Origin of the sequence: Candidatus Formimonas warabiya (genome assembly GCF_002777255.1) — a bacterium.
Taxonomy (GTDB): Bacteria; Bacillota; Dehalobacteriia; order Dehalobacteriales; family Dehalobacteriaceae; genus Formimonas; species Formimonas warabiya.
In genome coordinates this window covers 4,479,702-4,501,685 of sequence record NZ_CP017634.1, presented here as the reverse complement: position 1 = coordinate 4,501,685, position 21,984 = coordinate 4,479,702, and the positions used below count along the sequence as shown (strand labels likewise).

Genomic DNA, 21,984 nt, shown 5'->3' with positions numbered 1-21,984 from the left:
GTAATGGAAGTGCTTTTGCACAGACAATGATCCTAGAATACTTGCAGGGTAAGATTCAGAAAGGAAGATGAAACGTGCAGTGTTGGAAATGTGACAAACCGGCCCACGGAATTTGTAAATTTTGCGGCCGCGCCATATGCAAGGAACACGCCTCAGAAATGCCTTCTATTGTAACTGTTTATCCCGGAGAAAAACAGACACCCAAAGCCATCGTCGTCTCCAATGCTCTTTTTTGCGGTGTATGCCGTCCCCAGCCGGAACCAATTGACGTACCGGAAATATTTTAGCATGTCATGGGGACAGGTCCCTTGACATTATTATCTTTCTTGCAATTCTTGGGTTCGTCCAAACATAGCTGCAGCTTTTCCGTCAAAGATTGTCAAGGGACCTGTCCCCATGACATGCTTCTATGAAAAGGCACATGACTTTTTCTTCTTTTTATTGTTATACAGAAGGTTATCAACATGATGCAATAACTCTTCAATGCTATGATACCTTGAATCGAAAATCTCCGCTCCCAAACTATACTCCAGTTTGTACTTCTTTTTAGATCCTATATTATACTGCATAAAACGAAAGTTAATTCTTTCAAGTGTTTTTTCTAATCCTTCTTGTGATTCACAATCCAAAATGATAATAAATTCATCCCCACCGAAGCGGGCGACAATATCGGTTTTTCTTAAGGCACTTTTAATTAGTACTACTGTGGTTTTTATGGCACAGTCCCCTTCAAAATGTCCATATTCATCATTAATTTGCTTAAGCCCATCTAAATCAATAATAACAACCCCAAATTTATCATTGCCTTTCTGTTTTACTCTTTGCGAAATATAGTAGTCAAAAGATCCTCTTGTCCAAGCACCGGTCAGATAATCTAAATGAATCATTCTCTGCTGCAAAAAATTATACACAATCACAAGGGAAAATGCACAAGTGCTCCACATAAGAAGCACACCGTAAAAGAGTGTCTGAAGCAATCCGCCAATTATGGGAAGAATGCCGAAAATAATAAGAGGAAGAAACTCCTGTTTCACAATTTTTTTCTTTTGTTTGAAAATCAGTCCAAAACTATAGATGAGGTAAAAATAGATGATCCCTGCTGAAATGATAAATAGGGGTCCCCGGTGATATATATTTGAACTGTTAATAAAAAACACTAAATTATACATTGGTGATAAGACAGTAATAATAAAATTGAACACAACAGGAATTAGTAATAGGATATGCTTTTTTCCCGAGATGGCATTACTCGGAACTACCCAGCTGGAAATAAAAATATACCAGAAGTAAGTCAAAATCGGAGCAGTAATAAATAAACACAGATGCAAAAATACAGAAACCGGAATCAACCACTGTTCAGGTCTTCCATTAATGATACATGTTATTGTTTCAAAAAAAGTTTCAAGTAAAATGATCAAAGACGTGCTTAAAAAAACTTTATTCAATTTATCCTGTTTATCCAGACGATTATAGGCAATTAATACTACTGTTCCTAGTAAAACGATTGCAACGATATTGATATCTATGCGCAAAAACACACTCATAGGTTCACCCGCTTTTAATTTCATAAAAAGATGCACGCACATCAAGTTTCAAAGCTTTATTTTTCAAGGCTTTACCTCCTGTTTTATTATAACAAACTCTTAATTTTTCTTCTCTTTATTTTTTCGCTAGAGTGTTCCATAATCTGTCCCTAAATGATTTTTAGTTCAAAACAAATTATATATTTAACAAAAACATAAAAATTTATGTCAAGGGACCTGTCCCCCTGACATGGAGGATGGGAATCATCCTACTGAAGAGAAAAATGATTACCGGGGAAATAATGAAATGATTCGAATAGGCAAAAAGGCGGTAAACTGAGAAAACGCAAGTACCGCTTTGCATTTTAAATAATAGGGATTGAGACAATGCCTGGGTATTGACCAGGTATAGAAGGAACAAAAAAGAGCATGTCAATAAAGTCTTATTATGACTTAACATCCCCTGCACAATAAAACGCCTGGCCCAAACGATCAGGCCTAATATTAAAGAAAATAAGGCAAATACCGTACTCATATTGGCCAATTGTCCCTTTTCCCTTGATATTCATTAATAGTATAAACCCCTCGTTGGATATTGCACAATATTCAATATTTGCTATTTTGACGGTCTCACGGAATTACGGGGACGGTCCCCTGTAAGATTCCATGATTCCACATTGCCGGATTTCCATATAGGAAATCCGGTTCTGTTTTGGAAATTTAAAGCGCCCCATGTGCCTGGCTGAATGGCTCAATATAAGGATTTCGCCCTTATCCGGGGATTGGCATATATTTTGCTAATTTCTATCTGTGCGTCAGAAAATCACGAAATCATAGGAGGTAGTCAGATGTGTTTTAGACCACCCAATGTTAAAAAACCAATTAAATGCCCCAAGTGCGGAGCGCTAAATCCCGGCACAAATAAAGAGTGCAGCAAGTGTAATGCTGATCTTACGAAAGAACAGGAAAGCTCTGCATCCGGCAAGGAGGTGTAAGAAACAGGGCTAGATCTTGTCATAATCACCATTATGAATTGTGGTAAGGAGGGAGAAGGTTGAAAAGCCATAATCAGGAAAAAACCTATATCAAAGGGCTTGGCTGGTGCGGATTCGGCATCGGATCAAACTCGGCGGAAGTGGATGTAAAGGATGGAAAAATCGTTCGCATACGCCCATTCAGATTTGACAAAGAATACAAGCCTGAAGAAATGAAGCCCTGGAAGTTAAAGGCCCGCGGTAAGGTATTCGAACCGACCATGAAATCATTATTGCCGCCATTCAGCATGGTATATAAAAAGAGGGTTTATTCTCCCAACCGGATTCCCTATCCCCTGAAGAGGGTGGACTGGGATCCTGATGGGGAACGCAATCCCCAGAACCGTGGCCTCAGCCAGTTCGAGCGCATCTCCTGGGATGAAGCTGCTGAATTAATCGCCAAAGAACTGAAACGGGTTCAAAGTACCTATGGGCCGTGTTCCGTTCTGGCCCAGGCGGATGGCCATGGCGAAACAAAATCCGTACATGGTCCTCATGGCTGTCAAACCGCTTTGCTGGAATTGCTGGGCGGCTATACGATACAGGCCCGTAACCCGGACAGCTGGGAAGGTTGGTATTGGGGTGCCAAACATGTTTGGGGGCAGGATCCCGTGGGACAGGGGACACAAACCAACCTCTGGAAAGATATTTCCGATCATACCAATCTGCTCTTGTTCTGGGGCTGCGACCCGGAAACCACACCCTGGGGCTGGTCGGGGCAGCAAGCCAGCCGCTTGAGCTACTGGTTTACGGAAATCGGCATTAAATCTATCTATATTTGTCCAGATGTCAACTATGGTGCCGCTGTTCATGCGGATAAATGGATTCCGGTCAAACCGAATACAGATGCCGCGATGCAGCTTGCCATCGCATATACTTGGATTACTGAAGGCACCTATGACCAAGCATATATTGCCACCCATGCCCATGGTTTTGATCAGTTTGCCGATTACGTACTGGGGAAAGAAGACGGCATCCCGAAAACACCCAAATGGGCGGCGGAAATCTGTGGTGTGCCCTCCCGAACCATCAAGGCACTGGCCCGGGAGTGGGCGGCTCAAGCGACGACGATCGCCCACTGTAACGGCGGATCTTATATCCGGTCCACTTATGCTTCAGAACCGGGACGGTTGGAAGTTTGCCTGCTGGCTATGCAGGGTTTGGGCAAACCGGGCCGGAACCAGCTGAAAATGATCGAGTGGGGCCTTTTTAGTATGGAAAATCAGGTGCCCCATCCCAGGTCAGAAGTAATTCCCAATACCGGGGGAGCCTATCAGGGCTGGTTCTTTACCCTTCCGAAACAGTTCATTCCCAAAACCCTGATTCCCACCGCCATTCTCAGTGATGAACCCATTACCTGGTATGGCACCACCCTGGCCGGATTCCCCAGGGAAGACCAGTTTATCAAATATCAATACCCTGCACCCGACGGCGGTTCGGAAATCCACATGATCTGGACCGATACGCCCTGCTGGACCACGTGCTGGACCGGCGGCAACAAAATGATCCAGGCGCTGCGTTCACCGAAGGTTGAATGTGTGGTTGCCCAGCATCCCTGGATGGAAAATGACTGCTTGTTTGCCGACATCATTCTTCCCATCAATACCAAACTGGAGGAAGAAGACATTTCTGTCGATATGTTCAGCGGACAGTTCAATCACATTTTCTATGAAGGACAGTGTGTGGAACCTGTGGGAGAGTCCAAGAGCGATTATGAAGCCGTCTGTGAGGTCGCCAAAAGGCTTGGTCTCTATGAACAGTATACCAAGGGTAAATCCATCGCGGACTGGATCAAAGCCGGTTTTGAACAATCCGGTGTAGCAGACAGGCTCAGCTATGAAGAATTCAGAAAAAAAGAATATTATATCGTTCCCACTGCAGACGGCTGGGAGGATGATCCGGCAGGATTTGCCCCCTTCAACGAAGACCCGGAAGGGAATCCTTTACAGACACCTACGGGAAAACTGGAGTTCTATTCCATGGGTTTAGCCGAATACTTCCCCCATGATCAAGAACGGCCTCCGGTTCCCCACTGGATTCCCTTTGGAGAAACCCATCAGGAAAGCCTGCTTCATCCCAAATCCGCGAAATACCCCTTTCTCATTATTTCCAATCATCCCCGCTGGCGGGTGCATGCCAATTTGGATGATGTAACCTGGCTGCGGGAAATTCCCACCTGCAAGGTGAAAGGTCCGGACGGATATTTATACGAGCCAGTCTGGATCCACCCGTTGGATGCAAAACCGCTGGGTATTCAGGACGGGGATATCGTCCGGATCTTTAATGATCGCGGTTCCGTTCTTGGCGGAGCTTACGTTACGGAAAGGATTATGCCCGGCGTAATCTACCAGGATCATGGCGCCCGCCTGGATCCCATCGTCGCAGGAAAGATGGACCGGGGGGGAGCCAATAACCTGATCTGCCCCAGTGAGACCACCTCTAAAAACTGTTCGGGAGAAGTGACCAGCGGATTCCTGATCGGGGTGGAAAAAGTGGACATCGAAGAAATAAAAGCGCAGCATCCGGCGTCCTTCGCCCGAGAATACCATCCCGATGCCGGCTTGATCATTGATTCCTGGATTAAGGGGGGCAAATAAAATGAAGGTATTTATCGTCGATGTCGCCAAATGCAATGGTTGTTACAGTTGTCAATTGGTCTGTAAAGACGAACACGTGGACAATGACTGGACACCCTATGCCAAACCGCAGCCGGATACCGGTCATTTTTGGATGAAGGTGCATGAAAAGGTACATGGACAGGTACCGAAAGTGAAGCTGGAGTATGTGGCCGCCCCCTGTATGCACTGTGACGATGCGCCGTGCATCAAAGTGGCCAAAGATAAAGCCGTTTACAAACGCAAGGATGGTTTGGTGATCATCGATCCGCAAAAGGCAAAGGGACAGCAGCAAATCGTAGATGTTTGCCCCTATGACGCGATTTATTGGAACGAGGATTCCCAGCTTCCCCAAAAATGTACCGGCTGTGCCCACCTGGTGGATGAAGGCAGAGAACCCAGATGTGTGGATGCCTGCGCCACCGGAGCCCTGCAGTTTGGAGAAGAAAGTGATTTTAAAGAATTGATTGCACAGGCAGAAGTGATGAAACCGGAATATGGCCTTCAGCCCAGGGTATATTACCTGAATTTGCCCAAGCTTTTTATTGCCGGTGAAGTCTATGATCCGGAGCTGGATGAATGCCTTTCCGGAGCGGTTATTACTTTAACCAACGAGGTAACTGGCGCGGTCATGAGGGAAACCACCGATCATTTCGGAGATTATTGGTTCAGAAAACTGTCGGTTGGTTCATACTCGCTGAAAGTCAGCAAAGAGGGGTATCAGGATTTCACCATGCCCGGCATCAACCTTCAGGAAAGCACCAAAGTACCGGATATCGCTTTGACAAAATAGCGCCGCACGCTTTAAGCAATAAGCCTGATCCTGTAAGAAGGCGGAAAGCAGTCTTACAGGATCAGGTATCTCTAATTTTAAGAGGGGTAAATATCGCTGTTAAAAGGAAAATTTCATTCGTTGTAGAATACCTATTTATAACATCATTGGACATTTCAGGATATAAGGCCCGACTAGTTGATATTTGTTATGAGGTGGTTTGGGTGAGCGATATCCTTACATATGATCAGAATAACCAGACAGAATCCGGTAATAATGCAGATTTTGATTGTATTTTCCAGCCGTTAAAAAATGTGGATACGAGTATCTGGGATGATATCAAGGAATGCAAGAACCAGTTTCTGTCCCATCATAAAGACCCCAGGACTTCATCCTGCATCTACCCGGAAGTTGCCGAATCCTGGATTCGTTCCCGGAACTGTAAGGTAAACCCCTACATGGAGTCTTTGGGTTTTTATTTAAATCCCAAAGACTTTTCCGCACTGATGAAAGAAAAGAAGAGATTGATCGAGACCACCTCTGCCTATATTAAGAACTTTATCCCCTTGTTAACGGCATCCGATTACCTTATGTGTTTAACGGACGAGCATGGAGTGATCTTGTTGGTGGAAGGATCTGAAAAAGAAATTGAATCCTTTGCCAAAATTGATGTCCGGCCCTCTGTTATTTTAAGCGAGGAATTAGTCGGCACAACAGCCCACGCCTTATGCATCCACCACCGTAAGCCGGTACAGTTAATCGGACCGTATAACTATTGCATTGTCTTACAGGATAATATCAGCTCTGCAACCCCCATCCTGGATGAATCCGGTGATGTCATCGGTACCCTGGTGGTCGTGCAAATGTTAGCCAAAAAAGACCTGCAGGATATGCAGTCCCATTCGCTGGGCTGGGTCATCTCCATGGGCTATGCGATTGAAAACCTGCTCAAAACGAAAAAACAGAACTACAGCCTCAGGATCATGAACGGTATTTTAGAAGCGACCTTATCCCTTGTGGATCAAGGAATTGTTACCGTAAACAAAGAAGGACAGATCAACCATATCAATAAAGAAGGCGCAAAGATTTTCGGCATACCCCCTCATGATGTGACCGGGAGAGACTTTAGGGAATTAATGAAACCGGAACAAATCCTGCTGGTAGCACAGGTCCTGCAGGGAGGAAAGCCGGTGCAGGATTTTGAAACAACCATAGCCCATGAACAAACCGAACGGCAATTTTTCATGAATGTGAAACCTGTCCTGGACGGGCAGGAAGAAGTACCTAAAGGTGCTGTGATCCGTTTCGTGCGCACAGAAAAAGTGGACCGCTTAATCGCTCACCGGGGCGGTGCCAGGGCAATGTATACATTTGAAGACATTATTGGAACAAGTCCCGCTCTGGAAAGAGCCATGAAGGTTGCCAAGCATGTCGGGAAGAGGCCTTATAATATACTGTTAAACGGAGAAAGCGGTACAGGCAAAGAACTGTTTGCTCAGGCAATTCATAACCTGTACCGGTCGGAAGGCCCATTTGTCGCAATCAATTGCGCATCAATGCCGAGGAACCTGATTGAAAGCGAACTGTTTGGCTATGAAGCCGGAGCCTTTACCGGTGCCGAACGCAAAGGCCGCCCGGGAAAAATTGAGCTGGCAAACGGGGGGACCCTCTTTTTAGATGAAATTGGCGATATGCCCATTGAAATTCAACCGGTGTTGTTAAGGGTTCTTGAAGATAAAAGGGTAATGAGGCTCGGCAGCAACAGCTATATTCCCGTGGATTTCCGGGTAGTAGCCGCTACCAGTAAAAACCTTTACCAGATGGTTCAGGAAAAAAGTTTTCGGGAGGACCTTTATTTCCGACTATCCATATTTAAAATTCCTATTGCCCCTCTTCGGGATCGAGGAGATGATATCATCTTGCTGGCGAAGCATTTTATTGAGGAAATCAGCAGAAAAATCAAATGTAAGGTCCCGGAAATCAGCCCTGAAGCCTATAAAAAAATTGTGGAATACAGCTGGCCGGGTAATGTCAGGCAATTGGAGAATGCGATGGTATATGCGGTAAATATGGCCCAGGATGGCATGATCAAAATTAGTCATTTACCGGATGAATTAATCTATAATTACGCCCCAAACAACATAAATAAGCATTTGCTGTCAATTAGAGAATTAGAGAAGATGGCGATTAAGGATGCCATGGCATATACAAGAAATAATACCATGGAAATGGCCCGGATTTTAGGTCTGGGGAGAACTACATTATATAGGAAGCTAAAAGAATACGACATTAAATTTGAATAGGCTCAAGGAACAGAAACACGGGGACGGTCCTAATGTTTCCGACAATGGAAACATTAGGACCGTCCCCGTGTTTCTGTTTACCAAATTAATGGGATCAAACGGTAACGTGTCTTTAAACAATAATCTTTATACCCCGTTAACTCTCGTAAGAGCACTTCTTCTTCGCCTCTTATCCTAAATACATTCATCGGGATACAGAGAAGAGCAGGTATTATGGCCCAATAAGAACCAAGCGCAAGAGGGGTGAACAATATCATTAATATAAGCCCAAGGTACATCGGATGGCGGACGATGGCGTAGGGACCGGTTGTGATAACCCGTTGTTCTTTCTCGACCTGTATAATCGTGGAAGCATAGCTGTTTTCCTTAAAAACTAAGATAATAAATATATACCCTAGAAAAACAATGGCATTCGCGGCAATAACAAGCCAAACCGGTACAGTCGACCAATGAAAACGAAAATCAAGGCCTGGTATTACGTAACAGAGGAAACATAAGTTTAAGAAGGCGGGAGGTTTTCTCGTAGTTTCCTTTTCTTTATACTGCATTCGTCTCGACAAAAGTTCGGGGCTTTTTTTGAGAAAATAGACCGTAATAAAAAGCGTCAGGGCAGAGAATCCCGACCAAAAAATCCATGCCTCCCAAAACCGTAACGAACCTGCGGGCACAAATAAGACACCGCCCAGTACAATCAAAATTATTATCGGCACAAGAAAGGCTTTTTGCTTTGACAGTTTAGTATTATCTTCCATGAAAATTACCTCCTAATTTTGTCTGGGATCTTCCGGATAAATAAATCTGGAGATATCCTTTCCCTCCCTCCTCAACAATTTGCCGGCTATCTTTTATGATCCTTTAACAAAGCCGGGGGTTCACAATCGCCTGCTTTGTCAGTCTCTGAAGCAAGATATTGTTGGAGAAGTTGCCCGTGCTTCGCCTGGGCCGGCGAGACGACCTTCGCCACCATGCCATTATATAAGCTTGCAAGAGGTTTTTTTATTCCCGCTTGTTTGCCTAATATCTCTAATAATTGAGGCATACTTTTGATAAACTCGGCAGATTCACGGGCCAGAGCTTCAACCTCCGGATCATCTTCCGACAGTTGGGCCAGCCTGGCAAGCCGCATCCCATAATCTAAGGAGATTTGATATTCTTTGGGATGTGCCTTAAAAAACTCTGCCAGGGCCCGAAACGTTTCCCGGTAATCCTCACCCCACTGGAAATCATCCAAGATGCTATACACTTTCCGGTGCTGATCAAAGAGTTCCGGGCAGGTTCGGGCATATTTTTCGATTTGATCCGTTCCCAGTATCTCCATAATCATTTGAAAAGAAGGAGATACGAAACTATCCTCGTCCAGGGGAACTGTATCTTCACTCAGCAAGTCTTCAATTTTCCCTATTCTTTCTTCAAGGCTTTTTTTCTCGCTTAGAAGTTCGGCGTGCAAAGATTGTAAGACTTCCCGCAAGGTTTTATGGTTGTTTATATCTCCCAAGATTTCTTTGGTGCGCTTCAGATCCAATCCCAGGCATTTTACATGTTTTATTACCTGCATACGAGTTAACTCCGCAGGTCCGTATAAGCGGTATCCCCCTGGAGAACGCTCCGGTTCTTGAAGTAAACCAATCTTATGGTAATAGAGAACGGTTTTTAATGTACTACCGGTTAATTTTACAAAATCGCCGATTTTAATTCGGTTCTCCATCATTATCCCACCCTTCCTGATTATTATAAACCCCACCCTAAGGGTGGAGTCAACTTGATTCTTGAAAACATGAATTAGGACGGGAATCACAAGAGACGGTCCTAATGATACCAATAATTGGACTCATTAGGACCGTCCCTTGATTCTCCTGTGATTTCCTTTGATATATAATCCCTTTATTTTACACTTATATGGGAGCCACAATACTCGCATTCTCCAATGGTACCTTTTGCGACTGTATTATTTGCCCCGCAGTTTTTGCACAAAACAACTACCATATGATCAGCCAATCCAGTTCCTTTTTCAGTATGACCCTGAGACTGTTTCTTTGATAAGACAATTTCCCTTGCTGATTCATCAATAAAAGCACCCTCAAAATAGCCTTTCTTCATCATTCTTTCTAAATGTTCCCTTGCCGATTCATAAGAAACATTCAGGGTCGCAGCAATATTATCAATTGAAGTAATCTCCTGATTCACAACAATATCAATATATCTTTTGTACATTTCAGCATCTTTTACAGTCTTCTTTCCAACAAGCAGTAATACTATGCCTGCAACTAATAAGAATGTAATAGCCCCAATGTCATCCTTCCCTATACCTTGAGAGATACTCACAAAAAAGCCAAGTACCGCCAGAGATATTCCAGCCCATCCTATTATTGTGATCACTTTTCCGGATATAAGAGCAGTTTTTTTATCAATATTGATTCTTCTTAAAAGCAAAAAAGCACCAACTGGCCAAAACACAATAAAGGCAACGACAATCATTGGCCAAGATAACCACCAATTAATTTCTGTATTCTTAAGCAAATTTTGATTGTTGACATTTTCGGGATGGTACTTTACATTATTTGACGCCATCGTATTCTCTCCCTTTAAAACTTTTTTGACTAATCGTGCAGTGGACCCGGTTAAAAGCCTCCCTGCTTAGCTTGCTTAACAGACATATTGCGTCCTTTAATTAACAAAATAATATCATTTACTTTGGCATCAATTTCTTGTTTTGATATGTTGTTTTTATTCGTTTTTAGCTCATGGCAAAGTTCAATAATATTTGTGTTTATTTCTTGCTCTTTACTTGCCAAAGACATCGTTTTATCACTAAACTTCAATTCCTCATACAACTTGTTGAGACACTCCGCAAAGTCATCATATTGAGTATCTGTTTTTAACAAAAATAGCCTATTCTCGCTCTCCTGCAATATCACGCCCGAATTAATTATTCTATTGTCTTTAACCTTCATGCTGGATGCAAATACAGACAAAGAAATCAGGATAATCGCTGCAACGGCACACAAAAAAACTTGAGTAGTAACAAAACCTCCCATATTATTTTCAAACAATGTTTTTGAAAGCAAAGAAATAATAGTTGCCCCTGCCCAATAAAGCAATAAGGTAGAAATAAGGCCTCCAGTGACCAATACTTTGCTCATTTTATCCTGATAATGCAGTATTAAAATCAAGCCTGAAAACAGAACTACTTCTGCTATTAAAACAAAGGTCAATGCCACATAATCGAGAGTGTCTTTCTGCTCATTGGTATAGCCGACCAAAAATGCTACCCATGTAACCGCGCATACGATCAATCCGATACCAAGTATGGAAAGCACTTTCCCTTTATTACTCATCCCATTTCGCCTCCTCCCCCAGATGAATAATTATAATTTACATCCACATTCGGAGCAAAACTTCGGGTCCCCTTTTATTTCTGTATTACAATTGGGACATTTTTTAACGAGTGATGTTCCGCATTCCGGGCAGAACTTAGTTTTTTCGTTCTCGATTGTTCCTCCGCAGTTGGGGCATACTTTCGGCATCGAAACACCGCATACCGAACATACCGTTGTACCCTTTTTTACGTCTGCTTGGCATTTTAAACAAGGATTGTATGCATTACCGCATTCCGGGCAAAATTTCACACCTAAGGTATACGAAGCACCACAGTTACTGCAGACTATCACTTTGGGTCCTTTTGATTGCTCATAATTTAACGTATCACATCCGCAATCACTGCAAAAACGCTTTTCCTTTTCCATAACAGCATTACATTTCGGGCAATTCTTCTGCTGATAAGTGGTATTAATAGCATTCGCAATAGCGCCCATTTGCGTACCCATACCACCGCCAATTCCCACACCAAGCCCAAGTCCCATTCCAGCCCCCATAAGCCCGGCAGAAGCGGAACCCGGATTGGTAGCAGCCCCCTCAAGCGTATCGAAAGAGCGCTCCTGAACATAGCTGTAACCGACAATATCCATCTCGGCACGTTTTGCCAAAGCTTCTTTAAGCTTGATTACTGCAGAATCATCTTCTGGTACGTTAATATCGTTCACATAAAAATTAATCAGCTTAATACCGTATTCAGCTAATATGGGAAGCATTTTCACTTTCAAGCACTCAGACAATTCTTCAAGATGGGCGTTTATTTCTAACAAACTAATCTGCTCATGGACAAGATACGACGAAATAGCATCCTTAACTATTGTTAAATAGAGGCCTCTGAAATACTTTGTGATATCGTCCTTGGTAAATGCAGAAAGAGTGCCAACCAGCTTGACCAAAAACTTCTTGGAATCGTCAATTTGAATACCAAACTGACCAAATGACCGCAAAGGAATAAACACCTTGTATTTTGGGTCTTGAAGCTGAATAGGAGTGGGAGTTCCCCACTTGATATCCAAAGAAAATGCCTTATTAATATACCAGACCTCAGCAGCAAAGGGCGAACGTCCACCAAACGGAAGGTTTATCAAATTATTCAAAATTGGAATATTTGCGGTCTCCAATGTATGCCTTCCACTGGGAAACACATCGAGTGCCTGGCCACCCTTAAATAAAATCGCTTCTTGTGACTCATTTACAATAAGTTGCGTCCATGTACCTAATTCTTCACTCGGATATTTCCAGACAAAAACATCGGGAGTTCCATTATACTTTACAACCTCAATAATGGCCATTTATCACACCTCTTTGTATTCAAAAATATTCATTGCTGATATCGTTTATACACAACACTTCTTGTCCAAATTAGTTATTGGATTCAACATTTTTTCCCAATTTCCTTGTCTAAGATTTCGACATTTTCCGACAACAAAAGCCCGAACCTTTCAGTCCGGACTTTTGTTACAACCTCTGTCATCTTGTCTCTTCTCTTGAACCTTCCATCAAGAGAAGTTTCCAAAGTTAGTCAATAAATCTTACAGCAGTCCCGTAACAAAAATAAAAATTCTCAGTCCTTTCAACATGATGGAATAAAATACGGAATGTGACGATAGCATCTGCTCCCATTTCAGCGGCATTCGTTTTTATTTCATCCATAGCTTTATGTTTCAAAGGAATTGGCTCTAAAATTCCCACAGGACCAATTATTTCATATTTTTTCCCAGGTATATTTTCGGTTGTTGTTACCATAATGTGTGAAATATCAATCTTTTCCTTCCCGGCCCCAAAAAAGCCCATCTATAGCACCTCCAAATATTTCCTTTTGCTTCCTTTTTCGACATAAGCACGGTTATTCCTCCTTGAAAGAAAATATTTAATTTATGGAGACGTAGTAACAAATCCCTTGTCACTAATCAGTTTTTAGAGGGTAAAAATGTTCAGAGGGAATCACGGGGACGTGTGAATTACGGGGATGGTCCTATTGAATCCATTTGGTGTCATCATCAGGACCACCCCCTATGATTCCATGATTCGGCCCATATATTTACCGAAATTGTTAACAAATAGTTCATTTTTTTGAAACATAATTGTAATTTTTTTAACTTAATATTATACACGAAAGATGAAATTGATCGGATGACAAGAATGGAGATGTTCATATGGAAGGTATAGACATATACCTAGCTGCATTTTTTATTGTGTTATATGTCAGTCTAAGTCTGGAATCTGCAAAAGGAACCTAACTTATCAGCAGGAAAACAAGGTGTTATATGTGCGGGAGAGAATATGGCCTCCTGACACGATAAACGCCTTTAAAATATCGAGGCCTTTTGGTTAGATGCTTCAATTAACCAAAAGGCCTCTGTTTTTTATACAAAGTAAATTATCAAATTTTTGATGCAAGTGAGAATGTAGGGATATGTAATCCAAAATCACAAGGGACGATCCAGACCCCGTGATTCCCTCTTTTCAAGAAGCTCACAAAGTTTTTGGAGACCTTCGAGTATCCTATCAACATCCTCAGGATCCGTATTATTAACTAAATTTTCAAAGTACTCCAGGTTATTGTTTATCATTTCAGCATAACCAGGTGCCAGCGATAATTTTACAATCCTCCGATTATCCTTAGGAATTTCACGAATTACAATACCTTGCTCCTCCAGTTGGGTGACGATACTGCTTACAGTCCCTTTTGCCAGAAATAAGCGTTTACTTAATTCTTGCAAAGTGATAAAAGGAGTATCCCTTAATTCCGATATAAGCAATAGTTTCGATTCTGTCAGCTGATGTTGTTGATTGCTCTTAATAAATAACTCTCGAAAATTTTTTCGGGCAGAACGGAACAGCTCCAATATTTTTTTAGACTTATCCAGATCAGGATTTAATGTATCCATAGACTTGTACCTCCTTCTATGCATTTAATCCTTTTGGATCAGGCAAACTTGCCTTCTCTTCTTTCGATTTCATAATAAACGTTAATATCAGCGCCATAACAGCGATAATAGCTGTTATAAATATAGCATAATCAATGGCATTAATATAGGCTTGTTGTTGGACTTTGCCGGCTAATACGGATATTGCAGCCGTTTTTGCACTTTCTTGGGAGAATCCGTTTTGCGCATACAACGCTTGAAGACGTTTAATTACAGAAACAGCTGTAGCATTAAATAGGGTTATTTGGCTTGCCATATGATTATAGTTGATAGCCAATTGGCTTTGCGTAATGTTGGTTAAAACGGTTACACTCAGCGCACTGATAATTTGTTTTAGAGTATTTGAAAGTGCGGATGCTTTAGCAATTTTGGGCAGAGGCACTGCATTCAGTCCGGCTGTATTGATGGGCATGATGGCAATTCCAAGACCTAACCCGCGCATTGCCATCAGGTAAATGATGGTTGCCTTGCTCATATCTAAATTTACAAATGCAAGTTTATATGTAAAAAAAGCCAATATCACAAGCCCTGGAATCACAACGGGCTTCGCACCCAGCCTGTCAAAAAGTGCGCCGCTGATCGGCATCATAATTCCTGTCGCCAGTGCGGCGGGAAAAAGTATTTTTCCGGTTTCCATCGCTGAATAGCCGGCGACATTTTGCATAAACAAAGGCATAATAAACGAGCCTCCCATTAATGCAAAAGTCAAAACAGAAGATACGATCTGGCTGATACAAAAATTGTAATTTTTAAGAAGCCTTAAATCCACCAGCGGGTCCGGATGGATCAACTCATACAAAAAGAACAGGAGAAAACTGCAGCACCCTACCGCAATTAATATCGGATTGGATATATCATTCCAATCAATATTTGCGCCTTGTCCCAGCACATATAATATGCTTACAATTGCAACAAAGGAAGAGATAAATCCAACAAAATCAAATGGTTTTGCCGGTTTTCGCGGTGATTCCGTTAATAGGATCAGCGCCAAAAAAACACCAATGACCCCAATAGGAATTTTGAGAATGAAGATTAATCTCCAATCCATATGTTCAATAATATATCCTCCCAGAGTAGGACCAATTGCCGGAGCCGACATTGCAGCAATTCCGTAAAATCCCATGGCCAGGCCCCGCTCTTTTGGTGAGAATAACTGATAAATGATCGACATACCTACAGGCTGGATCATGCCCCCACCTAAAGCTTGAATAATTCTAAACACGATCATTGAGGAATTACTCCAGGCAAAGCCGCACAATCCGGAGCCGATAGTAAAGGTCGCCAAAGCAAATATGTAAAGTTTTTTGTCCCCAATCAGCTCACTTAAGTACCCTGCCAAAGGTATGATGGCACCTAAAGCCAACGTATAAGCGGTCAACACCCATTTGATACTGTCTACCGTTACACCAAATACCGCCATTAATTTGGGAATAGCGATATTCAAGATACTTGAATCTAAAACAGCCATGAATGTACCAACAATCACAACAAATAATCCTAACCACTTTCTTAGTGATTCGTATTTTTCATCATCCATTTTCTATGACTCCAATTCCAAAAATCCAGTCTTTGTTTTGTGTCTAACTATTTTGTATAAAACCATTCGACAACGAACTATATTTTAATATATATTTATGCCCCGGTCAATAGAAATCATGGGGACAGTCCTATTGAGCCCAATTAGCATCATCATTAGGACCGTCCCCATGATTCTGGAAAAACGCCAACGCCAGTATCTTACAGTAACCACTTATAACCCTGGCGGCAATCTAAAATATACTCTATTAATACTGCGTAATCTTTTATTTGATAAATAAGTAATACCATTTATAAAGGGATTTTTTCTTTTATTTTTCTAAAAAGCGCTTAAGTACTGCCGCAACTTCTGCACGTGTTGCCGAAGCCTTCGGCAAAAGTTGTTTCGTATCATTGCCTGCGCCTGTTAAGATACCTGTACTGCAAGCCCAATCAACTCCGTCGCGGAAGCCTTCTGAAAGGTCAAAAACATCTGCATAGGCATTTGCACCCGGATACCTGCCTTTGCTGACATCTAAACTTTTATACTTTGCATATCGCCATAAAATGTTGGCCAGCTGCTCACGGGTTACAGGATCATCAGGCCCAAAATTTCCATTTCCATAACCTGAAACAATTTTATTGGCCAAAGCCCATTTTACCGCAGGCTTGTACCAGCTGTCGCCTACGTCGCGAGGCATCTCATACCGATAATCTGATTCCGGCGATCCGGCCATTCTGTAAAGCGCACACATCAGCATTGCCCGGGTCATCGGAGCCCCAGGCGCAAAGGTATTACCGGTTGTACCACATATAAGTCCCTTCTCATAGACATATAACACATCATCAAAATACCACGAAGACTCAGATACATCGGTAAACAGTCCATATGCCTTCTCCGCATCCATGCTCAAGGTATTTAAAAAGAAGGAGGACAGACTGCCGGTGGCAAACTTTATAGTTCCTGTAGCTTTATCATACGTACAGGGCACTTTATGAAGCTTACCTGTCTCGTCCCGATAGTAAAGAGTGACGGAATATGTCAGCTGGCCTTTTTGGGGAGTATATGGCATACTTATCATCACAGTATCCTTGAAACCGTTTATTGTTACCTCACTTAGGTCCACATCAATATCAAACCTGATTTCATTGATTCTCATAAAGGGGGCTGAATAGTTGGACAGTCCAATGCTGCCAATAATGCCGCACTCTCCGCCAAGTCCTTTAAAATACCTGCAGTCTGTCAGGTTGTCAATAATATCATTGACGGTAACATTATATTCAGAGATTTTAAATATACTTTCAATGTCAGCGTTTACTGTTTTAACCTGCTCATCATTCTCATAAAAATTGCTGGTGGACCATTTTTTTAATCCCAGATAGTTATTAAATAATTCTTTTCCTCCGCCACGCAGGTAGCTGATATCCTTTTCATATGAGAAAATCAATCCTTTCAGGAAAGCGATATCGGCCCTATCACTGCTGTTATCTCTGCTTTGCAGATACAGGTACCGTGAAATGCCATTGCCTAATGCCAGTCCAATAGCATTACCCACCGTCCCCCAGCTGCTGTAAGAAAGCAGCATGCTCATCTCACATTCCCTGATCATCCTATATTCAAAGTTACCGCTATAGGCACTTGGCGCCGAATTAATAACGATGGTGGGAATCCCCTCAGAAATATTTTTATTGATATAATCAATCATTCTGTTGATATACTTTGCGTTCATGATGGATTGAGCAGGCAGGGTTAGCACTACCATTTCCAAATCTGCCTCTTCTGTACCCACCAAATGCACGCCAATGCTTTCCAAATGTTTTTCAAGATTTTCCCGCACTGTTTCCATATCATATATTGATCCCGAAGAAGATTTTTCCGTATTGCCGAAGTACACAACCGCTGTATTTACATGGTAACCATAATAATCAATCATTAGGCTCAGTACCGCCATCATCCCCAGTTCGTCCGTACCCGAATAAATTAGGCCCCTGCTGCCCATCTTCTCTGTGATAAAGTTAATCTCGTTTGTCTGTATGGTTGTTTTCGAATTAGAATCGTCTATGCCTATGAAATATTTTATCCTGCCTGAATCATCCATAGACAGTATGTAATCTATGAGAGACAGCTTTCTGGCACGCGTTTGCAGAGAGTTTTTAACCTTTTCGGCATATCTTGAATCAAGGGAGATTTCCCTGTTTTCTTCATCTTTACTATAGCCTTGAGCAATATTTTCTACCGTAAGGCTTTCGCCTGTCAGTGAAGCTCTGGCTTGAAGATTATACTCACGGAGATAATTATATGTTTCCAGTGTTGCCCCTTGATAACCCACCGTGCAAGCGGCAAGGCGGGCAACCGTATCGATGATGTACACATGATTATTCTTTGAGAGATCAATAATTGCATCTATCATCGCATATTCTTCAGAAAATTCGGTATTGCAGAGTGTCCGGGAATTAACCAGGCCTCCCGAAAGGAGCTGGTCGAGAGAAATTACAAAATAGTCGGTAACCTTATCCATCTCAAGTATCCAGTCCAGCAGTTTTTGACCATCGCCGAACTGTGTCCCATTAGAATTTAATGGCTGTCCGTCAAGGCGGGTAGCATACAAATCTGCCTCAGGCATCATCACCGTAAAGCCTGCGGATTCCGCTTCATAGATCACTCTGTCTACATTGACCGGACGGTTATCCAGCGGTACATAGGCCAGAACCGGCTCCCCGGATTTTTCAGTGTTCTTTTCAGTTTGCACCGTCTTTGCGTCACTGCTTTCATCAGAGATGCGGTCGCCGTGTCCATCAGAGCCGGATATGTCTGACTCCATGTCTGTAACAGCCGGTACGCCAATTGACGTTCCCTCTTCCGTATCAGCCCAAGCGGTTATTGTAATTCCCTGCATCATTGTCAGCAGGATCGTCAGGCAAAGCACGAGGCTCAAAGCTTTTCTTTTCATTTTCGTATCCTTTCTGAGACCAATACTCTTCCTTTGAATCTTTCAAAACTATCAAGACAATTTTCTACATTTATTTCCTTATTCCCTTCAATATTCCCTTCAATTTTTTAAGCTATCCTAAACAATATTCCTTCAGGAACTTTTCCACGGCCGGCTCACATTCAACCCCCTATCTGTTTCTTCCTTTAGAAGGGACGCGGCACTTGTCCCTTTTCCTCTCTATTTATGTGCAAAGATTTAATATTTTCGTACAAGATATCTATATATATCGTACAATATAATTGCCTTTAGTCGTCTATAGTGGTATGATATTACTAGAGGTGATAATTATGAAATCCTTTAATGATCGGGAAGGTGTTGTGATAACTGCCACCGAGCTTAAACAAAATTTAGGGAAATATATGGATTACGTTGAACAGCAGAACGATGTGGTAATAACAAAAAATGGCAATAAAATTGCCCGGTTAACTCCATATGTAACAGATATCGAACAATATTTTACCGTGAGAGAAAATGCATTGGACTACCAATATGGCGGAAAAAAAGTATCCTATGAAGAGTTTATGGAGATTTATGAGAAAAGTACGCTGAGAATGGAACTGATTAATGGTGAAATCTATTTACTATCTTCTCCAAGCATGGGGCACCAGGAAATACTTGGAAGGCTGTACCTGATATTTAACGAATATTTCAAAGATAAAAAATGCCGGGTGTTTTTAGCTCCTTTTGATGTGCATTTTAAAAAGCAGGAGATTAAAGAACCGGATGTTATGCAGCCGGATCTTTTGGTAGCATGCGATTTGGAGAATAATGTTACGGAAAAAGGGAAGTATATGGGCACTCCGACTTTGGTGATTGAGATTCTGTCGGACAGCACGCGCACGAAGGATATGGTTGACAAATTAAATACCTACAGATTGTCAGGGGTGCAGGAATACTGGATCATTGATCAAAGACAAGAAAATATTATGATCTATGGTTTTTTTGATTATGAAATTGATAGATATAAAACTTTTGAAAAAGGAGATGTGGCCAAATCATTTGTATTTACGGGATTATCAGCAGATATTGAAAGTTTGTTTAAAGAGCTGGTACCGGTGCCAGGCATTTAATTAGACACTTTACTTGTACCTGATGTAGCCGTTTTTCGTGCGATATTATGATTGTTGCATTATTTCGTCCCATTTGATATAATCATCGTACGAGGTGGTAAAATATGAGCGATACTACAAAAGTTATTACAGCTACAGAGTTTAAAGCAAACTTAGGTAAATACATTGATTATGTAATTGAAGATCATGAGGTTGTTGTTACGAAAAACGGTAAAAAGGCCTTAAGACTCACACCTTATATCACAGAAATCGAACGATATTATACCGTTAAAGAAAATGCGTTGGATTATCAGTATGGCGGTAAGAAGGTATCATATGAAGAATTTATGGAGATTTATGAGAAAAGTGACTTAAGAATGGAGTATATCAATGGTGAAATAGTTCTTTTAGCTTCCCCCGACACCTATCACCAGGATATTTCCGGGAATCTGCATATCCATCTGCGCGCATACCTAAAAGACAAGAAATGCAAGGTTTTTTATGCGCCTTTTGATGTTCATTTCTATAAAAATGAACTAAAAACACCTGATGTAATGCAACCTGATTTACTCATTGCATGTGATTTAGAGGGTGCGGTTAATGAAAAAGGGAGATATATGGGTACACCTACCCTTTGCATCGAAATTTTATCAAAAAGCACCCGATCAAAGGATATGGTAGATAAGCTCAATACGTATATGCTGTCTGGTGTAAGGGAATTCTGGATTGTCGATCCAAATAAGCATTCAGTTCTCGTATATGGATTTAAAGATTTTGAAATTGATGAATATACTGCCTATAAGCTTGGAGATACTTTAATTTCTTACTTTTTTGAAGGTTTAGCGATCATTGTAGATGAAATATTCGAGGTTTAAGCAAAATCAGTAGGTCGGACCTCCTAACGGGGCCAAGGGGAGCGGGCTCTCTCCAAAGTTGCCAAATCAAACTTTTTCATTTTCAAAAAGGCATTCGTTACTCTTTGAACTTCTTCTTTTGATCCTCTGAACATGATATCCTGAAGATTTTCCGGAACAATCTGCCATGAAACACCGAATTTATCCTTGACCCACCCGCATTGCTCCGCCTCAGGAACAGCCGACAGCTTATCCCAATAGTAATCTATTTCCTTTTGGTCTTGGCAATTTATCATCAGGGAAAATGCTTCATTGAAACTAAACTCTACATCATAAGCATTATCCATGGCAGAAAAATCCATCCCGTAGAGTTTAAAGGCAGCATAATTCACCTTTGCCTTCGATGACTGGGCTTCCCCTTCTCCATATTTGCTGATAAATCCTATTCCTGAGTCTTGGAAAATCTCCGCATAGTACTTCACTGCTTCTTCTGCTTTCCCGCAAGCAGCATTTGAAAAAAGCATGTTTGGTGTTATCTTTTGACCACTCTGTCTTTGGTCGGCAAACATCAACTGCCAGGACAGCCCGTAACGGTCTTGAATCCATCCATACCGCTTGCTGAAGGGGTATGCATCAAGAGGCATTAATTCACTCCCCCCCTCTGATAGTGCTTCCCATTTATCATTTACTTCATTGACCGAATCACAAGCAACCATCAAAGAAATCGACGGATTAAATTTGAAATAAGGGCCGGCACTAATTGCAGAGAATGGCTGACCGGCCAATTCAAAACTCACCATTTCCGCCTCTCCTGACGGAGTGCCTTCAATTACTGTGGCATTTTTAAGTCCGGATTGGTCAAATAAGCCGCTGTAAAACAAAGCAGCTTCCTTTGCTTCTTTGTCATACCATAAGTGAGGAATAATTTTCTCCATATAAATCCCCTTCCATAAAGTCATACGATTGATAACCTTCAGTTTCTTGTATTATCATTGCCCGGCTTATTATTTCACTTATCCTATAA

The 21,984-nt window shown here is 41.8% G+C and carries 18 protein-coding genes; 7 read left to right on the top strand and 11 right to left on the bottom strand.

What is annotated here, in order from left to right; all coding sequences use genetic code 11:
- Window positions 1-74 precede the first annotated feature (74 nt).
- The gene (locus tag DCMF_RS20400; RefSeq protein ID WP_148136129.1) at window positions 75-287 is read left to right on the top strand and encodes a hypothetical protein; all 213 of its coding nucleotides are present in this window, start codon (window positions 75-77) and stop codon (window positions 285-287) included.
- 120 nt (window positions 288-407) lie between these two features.
- Here the strand turns inward: DCMF_RS20400 and DCMF_RS20395 are convergent, their stop codons facing one another.
- A complete protein-coding gene (locus DCMF_RS20395) occupies window positions 408-1,544 on the bottom strand; it encodes a GGDEF domain-containing protein (RefSeq protein ID WP_148138002.1) in 1,137 nt (378 codons plus the stop codon).
- 827 nt (window positions 1,545-2,371) lie between these two features.
- Between DCMF_RS20395 and DCMF_RS29350 the strand changes: the two genes are divergently transcribed.
- The 4 genes from DCMF_RS29350 to DCMF_RS20380 all read left to right on the top strand — a co-directional run bounded on the left by DCMF_RS29350 (window position 2,372) and on the right by DCMF_RS20380 (window position 8,247).
- Window positions 2,372-2,518, top strand: a complete 147-nt coding sequence (locus tag DCMF_RS29350) for a zinc-ribbon domain-containing protein (RefSeq protein WP_214658768.1) — start codon at window positions 2,372-2,374, stop codon at window positions 2,516-2,518.
- Between the two features lie 59 nt (window positions 2,519-2,577).
- Entirely contained in the window at window positions 2,578-5,154 is a 2,577-nt protein-coding gene (locus DCMF_RS20390) for a molybdopterin-dependent oxidoreductase (RefSeq protein ID WP_148136128.1), read from the top strand.
- Between the two features lies 1 nt (window position 5,155).
- Entirely contained in the window at window positions 5,156-5,965 is an 810-nt protein-coding gene (locus tag DCMF_RS20385; protein WP_148136127.1) for a 4Fe-4S dicluster domain-containing protein, read from the top strand.
- A gap of 203 nt (window positions 5,966-6,168) precedes the next feature.
- Entirely contained in the window at window positions 6,169-8,247 is a 2,079-nt protein-coding gene (locus DCMF_RS20380) for a sigma 54-interacting transcriptional regulator (protein ID WP_236860075.1), read from the top strand.
- Window positions 8,248-8,324: 77 nt separating this feature from the next.
- Here the strand turns inward: DCMF_RS20380 and DCMF_RS20375 are convergent, their stop codons facing one another.
- From DCMF_RS20375 to DCMF_RS20330, 9 genes are all read right to left on the bottom strand, one after another.
- On the bottom strand, window positions 8,325-8,999 hold the full coding sequence (locus DCMF_RS20375) for a methyltransferase family protein (protein WP_148136126.1): 675 nt from the start codon (window positions 8,997-8,999) through the stop codon (window positions 8,325-8,327).
- A gap of 86 nt (window positions 9,000-9,085) precedes the next feature.
- The gene (locus DCMF_RS20370; RefSeq protein ID WP_335582357.1) at window positions 9,086-9,955 is read right to left on the bottom strand and encodes a MerR family transcriptional regulator; all 870 of its coding nucleotides are present in this window, start codon (window positions 9,953-9,955) and stop codon (window positions 9,086-9,088) included.
- 173 nt (window positions 9,956-10,128) lie between these two features.
- Window positions 10,129-10,815 (bottom strand): TFIIB-type zinc ribbon-containing protein, encoded by a 687-nt coding sequence (locus DCMF_RS20365; protein ID WP_148136125.1) that lies wholly within the window; start codon window positions 10,813-10,815, stop codon window positions 10,129-10,131.
- Between the two features lie 50 nt (window positions 10,816-10,865).
- A complete protein-coding gene (locus DCMF_RS20360; RefSeq protein WP_148136124.1) occupies window positions 10,866-11,582 on the bottom strand; it encodes a hypothetical protein in 717 nt (238 codons plus the stop codon).
- Between the two features lie 30 nt (window positions 11,583-11,612).
- Window positions 11,613-12,911, bottom strand: a complete 1,299-nt coding sequence (locus tag DCMF_RS20355) for an SPFH domain-containing protein (protein ID WP_148136123.1) — start codon at window positions 12,909-12,911, stop codon at window positions 11,613-11,615.
- Window positions 12,912-13,137: 226 nt separating this feature from the next.
- Window positions 13,138-13,413 (bottom strand): heavy metal-binding domain-containing protein, encoded by a 276-nt coding sequence (locus tag DCMF_RS20350; RefSeq protein WP_148136122.1) that lies wholly within the window; start codon window positions 13,411-13,413, stop codon window positions 13,138-13,140.
- A gap of 635 nt (window positions 13,414-14,048) precedes the next feature.
- Window positions 14,049-14,510, bottom strand: a complete 462-nt coding sequence (locus DCMF_RS20345) for a MarR family winged helix-turn-helix transcriptional regulator (RefSeq protein ID WP_214658767.1) — start codon at window positions 14,508-14,510, stop codon at window positions 14,049-14,051.
- 16 nt (window positions 14,511-14,526) lie between these two features.
- Window positions 14,527-16,086, bottom strand: coding sequence for a DHA2 family efflux MFS transporter permease subunit (locus DCMF_RS20340; RefSeq protein ID WP_148136120.1), 1,560 nt, complete (start codon window positions 16,084-16,086; stop codon window positions 14,527-14,529).
- 310 nt (window positions 16,087-16,396) lie between these two features.
- Window positions 16,397-19,015, bottom strand: coding sequence for a DUF4127 family protein (locus DCMF_RS20330; RefSeq protein ID WP_148136119.1), 2,619 nt, complete (start codon window positions 19,013-19,015; stop codon window positions 16,397-16,399).
- Between the two features lie 329 nt (window positions 19,016-19,344).
- Here DCMF_RS20330 and DCMF_RS20325 point away from each other — a divergent pair, with 329 nt between their 5' ends.
- Together DCMF_RS20325 and DCMF_RS20320 are read left to right on the top strand one after the other, a co-directional pair.
- The gene (locus DCMF_RS20325) at window positions 19,345-20,127 is read left to right on the top strand and encodes a type II toxin-antitoxin system Phd/YefM family antitoxin (RefSeq protein ID WP_148136118.1); all 783 of its coding nucleotides are present in this window, start codon (window positions 19,345-19,347) and stop codon (window positions 20,125-20,127) included.
- A 104-nt stretch (window positions 20,128-20,231) separates the two neighbouring features.
- A complete protein-coding gene (locus DCMF_RS20320) occupies window positions 20,232-20,981 on the top strand; it encodes a type II toxin-antitoxin system Phd/YefM family antitoxin (RefSeq protein ID WP_148136117.1) in 750 nt (249 codons plus the stop codon).
- Between the two features lie 23 nt (window positions 20,982-21,004).
- On the opposite strand, the gene DCMF_RS20315 is transcribed toward DCMF_RS20320, so the two are convergent.
- Entirely contained in the window at window positions 21,005-21,895 is an 891-nt protein-coding gene (locus DCMF_RS20315; RefSeq protein WP_148136116.1) for a VOC family protein, read from the bottom strand.
- Window positions 21,896-21,984: the final 89 nt, after the last annotated feature.

Excerpts from the sequence above, each read along its gene's own strand:
- DCMF_RS20395 (WP_148138002.1), bottom strand. The coding sequence starts at position 1,544 with ATGAGTGTGTTTTTGCGCATAGATATCAATATCGTTGCAATCGTTTTA.
- DCMF_RS29350 (WP_214658768.1), top strand. The coding sequence starts at position 2,372 with ATGTGTTTTAGACCACCCAATGTTAAAAAACCAATTAAATGCCCCAAG.
- DCMF_RS20385 (WP_148136127.1), top strand. The coding sequence starts at position 5,156 with ATGAAGGTATTTATCGTCGATGTCGCCAAATGCAATGGTTGTTACAGT.
- DCMF_RS20375 (WP_148136126.1), bottom strand. The coding sequence starts at position 8,999 with ATGGAAGATAATACTAAACTGTCAAAGCAAAAAGCCTTTCTTGTGCCG.
- DCMF_RS20370 (WP_335582357.1), bottom strand. The coding sequence starts at position 9,955 with ATGATGGAGAACCGAATTAAAATCGGCGATTTTGTAAAATTAACCGGT.
- DCMF_RS20365 (WP_148136125.1), bottom strand. The coding sequence starts at position 10,815 with ATGGCGTCAAATAATGTAAAGTACCATCCCGAAAATGTCAACAATCAA.
- DCMF_RS20360 (WP_148136124.1), bottom strand. The coding sequence starts at position 11,582 with ATGAGTAATAAAGGGAAAGTGCTTTCCATACTTGGTATCGGATTGATC.
- DCMF_RS20355 (WP_148136123.1), bottom strand. The coding sequence starts at position 12,911 with ATGGCCATTATTGAGGTTGTAAAGTATAATGGAACTCCCGATGTTTTT.
- DCMF_RS20350 (WP_148136122.1), bottom strand. The coding sequence starts at position 13,413 with ATGGGCTTTTTTGGGGCCGGGAAGGAAAAGATTGATATTTCACACATT.
- DCMF_RS20345 (WP_214658767.1), bottom strand. The coding sequence starts at position 14,510 with ATGGATACATTAAATCCTGATCTGGATAAGTCTAAAAAAATATTGGAG.
- DCMF_RS20340 (WP_148136120.1), bottom strand. The coding sequence starts at position 16,086 with ATGGATGATGAAAAATACGAATCACTAAGAAAGTGGTTAGGATTATTT.
- DCMF_RS20330 (WP_148136119.1), bottom strand. The coding sequence starts at position 19,015 with ATGAAAAGAAAAGCTTTGAGCCTCGTGCTTTGCCTGACGATCCTGCTG.
- DCMF_RS20325 (WP_148136118.1), top strand. The coding sequence starts at position 19,345 with ATGAAATCCTTTAATGATCGGGAAGGTGTTGTGATAACTGCCACCGAG.
- DCMF_RS20320 (WP_148136117.1), top strand. The coding sequence starts at position 20,232 with ATGAGCGATACTACAAAAGTTATTACAGCTACAGAGTTTAAAGCAAAC.
- DCMF_RS20315 (WP_148136116.1), bottom strand. The coding sequence starts at position 21,895 with ATGGAGAAAATTATTCCTCACTTATGGTATGACAAAGAAGCAAAGGAA.